Origin of the sequence: Ureibacillus suwonensis (assembly GCF_042655065.1) — a bacterium.
Lineage (GTDB): Bacteria > Bacillota > Bacilli > Bacillales_A > Planococcaceae > Ureibacillus > Ureibacillus suwonensis.
Genome location: NZ_JBHSNQ010000121.1, coordinates 1 through 1,381 on the forward strand (window position 1 = coordinate 1; position 1,381 = coordinate 1,381).

Genomic DNA, 1,381 nt, shown 5'->3' on the forward strand with positions numbered 1-1,381 from the left:
AAAAAAACTTGCCACCCCCTTAAAATTAGGGTATTTATGAGGTAACCACACACTCAAAAATCCCTAATAAAGGAAGTGACAAGTTGTTACCTCAATTATTAACCTATTTGCTTGAATATATCAAGTACCAAGATCAAATGATTCGAACATTACTTACCCTTCTGATTGGAAAAAACATGTTTGATAAGCCAACTGAAAAGCCTGTCAATAAGCCTTATCAAAAACTCCAGGTGGATGAGCTGCCAATCATTGAAACTCTACAAAAGCTCGATTATCAAATTCTTCTCAAAGAATATTTGGAGAAGAACGGGAAACCTCTCAAACCTGTTCAGAGGCGTTCCAATTCAAAAGGTAAAGTACCTTCATCCATGAAATGTCCAAGGTGTGGTGCTCCGTCAGATTATCTTTATGCCAATAACGGAGGTAAAGGACAGTATCAATGCAAGGTGTGTGCGTGTCTGTTTAATAAAAAGAATCAATATGCCAAGGAGGCTATACTAAAATGTCCACACTGTTCGAAAACACTCGAGAAGATCAAGGAAAGAAAAGATTTTCTCGTATTTAAGTGCAAAAACAATGACTGTCCGTATTACAAAAAGAAACTGCAAGGAATGTCTAAAAAAGAGAAAAAGCAGTTCGAAAAGGATTCTCCGTCTTTTAAAGTTCGATACATATTCCGTCAGTTTCAAATTGATTATCAGCCGTTAGCCAAACATTCACCTAAGAAGCCAAAAGTGGATTTGTCCAGGCTTCATGTGTCACCGCACACATTGGGGCTCATTTTAACCTACCATGTAAACTATGGCTTATCGGCTCGGAAAACAGCTGCACTGATGAAGGATGTTCATGGCGTACCCATCTCTCACCAGAGTATATTGAATTACGAAAACAGCGTAGCACTTCTTCTCAAACCTTATGTGGATCATTATCCTTACGAGCTTTCTGATCAATTCTGCGGAGACGAAACATACATTAAGGTGAATGGTCGTTGGCATTATCTTTTTTTCTTTTTTGATGCGGTAAAGAAAATTATTCTGTCCTACCCTGTTTCTCCAAATCGTGATACGGTATCAGCCATTCGTGCGATTGATGAGGCCTTATGGAAGATGAAAGAGATCCCGGAAGACCTCACCTTTGTCGTAGATGGCAATCCGATTTACCTTTTAGCACAACACTTTTTTGCCCAGCACGGTATTACGTTTGATGTGAAGCAGGTCATTGGACTAACCAACGAAGACCAGGTTTCAACGGAATACAGACCGTTAAAACAAATTATTGAAAGACTGAATCGAACATTTAAGGGCAATTACAGATCGACACACGGATTTGGATCCGATCACGGATCCGTTTCTTATGTGACTTTGTTTGTGGCTTATTTTAA

Annotated in this window: 1 protein-coding gene; it reads left to right on the top strand. The window is 39.0% G+C overall.

The features are described from left to right. Window positions 1-83: 83 nt before the first annotated feature. Window positions 84-1,381: DDE-type integrase/transposase/recombinase (locus tag ACFPOH_RS10970; RefSeq protein WP_390309666.1), on the top strand; the 1,298-nt coding region annotated here is incomplete at its 3' end.